Here is a 1,401-nt window from a genome sequence, read left to right on the forward strand (position 1 = left end):
AGCTGATAGAAACAGAAGCCACTGGAGCACCTCAAAAACACCATCATACACTAAATCAGTAAGTTGGCAGCATCACCCGCTTTATTTGTATCTTCGGGGGTAATATGACCCGCCCTTTGCTTTAATCCAACGTAACATGTAAGTGCCAGGCTTCCTCACATACCTTCACGGTTATTATCTTGACTCCTTGTTACCACGGTGGTCTGCGGATTAAGCGCAAATAGCGTTTGTAGTATTATTGACAGTTAGCATAAACTAAGCGTGACGTTAACCACATGTAAACAGGAAAGGTAATGATGTCACAAATTGTTCATTTTCAGGGTGTTCCGGTTACAGTAGCTAATTCTATGCCGCAGGCTAGTAGCAAAGCGCAGACTTTTACTCTTGTGGCAAAAGATCTGTCTGACGTCACCCTAGGTCAGTTTGCGGGTAAACGCAAAGTACTGAACATTTTTCCGAGTATTGATACAGGTGTTTGCGCCACATCAGTACGTAAGTTTAACCAACTGGCAACAAAAATCGACAACACTGTTGTTCTGTGCATCTCTGCCGATCTGCCGTTTGCCCAGTCTCGTTTCTGCGGCGCAGAAGGTCTGAACAATGTTATCACTCTCTCCACTTTCCGTAACGCTGAATTCCTGCAAGCCTACGGTGTTGCAATTGCTGATGGCCCACTGAAAGGTCTGGCAGCGCGTGCCGTTGTGGTTATTGATGAAAATGACAATGTAATTTTTAGCCAGCTGGTAGATGAAATCACTACCGAGCCGAATTACGAAGCAGCACTGACTGTACTTAAATCGTAAGTTATTATGCCTGATGGCGTTGCACCATCAGGCATATTCGCGCTTATTCTTCTTCTGATTCAGCCATATTCACACAACTTATTTAGCAGCCCACATTGTTGGCGGCACATTTCGGGGCTAAGTGCACCCAGCGATAACTTTATACGCAGCTCGTTATACCGTCAGATGTAAGCATCCACAAGCTGCATGAGCTTTTCAGGCTATTTATACCCATAATACATTTCAATTTTCAGCCTGCCGAAAAAGCCTTCGCGCGTAGCATGTTTGGCTAATTACTGGAGAGTTTGACGAACGGCTTTATACATATGACACTGACGAAATCAGTAAGACGAGTTATATCAACAGACTCAGACCGCCTTGCTCAACAGGAGCCCCACGTAAAGCGTTGAACGCCGCTCTTAAAGGGGGAGTCGTTGGTAATAATTATATGTATTAGCTCAGACCTGAGCTGACAGTTACCGGTTATTTATACAGGTATCTGTCAGATTACATCTGGCTTAAATTTTTCTCGGCCCAGATGTGACCTGCCCCCAGTATTAGATACAACGATCAGTTAGTAATGTCGGTTTGTTTACCTTCTAATTTTCCATTTCTCCAG

Annotated in this window: 1 protein-coding gene and 1 pseudogene; one reads left to right on the forward strand and one right to left on the reverse strand. The window is 44.3% G+C overall.

Features of this window, described 5'->3' with window-relative positions:
* Positions 1 to 296 precede the first annotated feature (296 nt).
* On the forward strand, positions 297 to 803 hold the full coding sequence (gene tpx, locus BEB42_RS25830; RefSeq protein WP_024185287.1) for a thiol peroxidase: 507 nt from the start codon (positions 297 to 299) through the stop codon (positions 801 to 803).
* A 59-nt stretch (positions 804 to 862) separates the two neighbouring features.
* On the opposite strand, the pseudogene BEB42_RS26565 reads toward tpx, so the two are convergent.
* A pseudogene (locus BEB42_RS26565) lies at positions 863 to 1,066 on the reverse strand (IS3 family transposase); the annotation flags it as partial.
* Positions 1,067 to 1,401: the final 335 nt, after the last annotated feature.

It is taken from the genome of Escherichia sp. MOD1-EC5990, from assembly GCF_002965285.1.
GTDB classification, from domain to species: Bacteria; Pseudomonadota; Gammaproteobacteria; order Enterobacterales; family Enterobacteriaceae; genus Escherichia; species Escherichia coli_F.

What these genes read in the sequence shown, in the direction of transcription:
- tpx (WP_024185287.1), top strand. Translation starts at nt 297, where the DNA reads ATGTCACAAATTGTTCATTTTCAGGGTGTTCCGGTTACAGTAGCTAAT.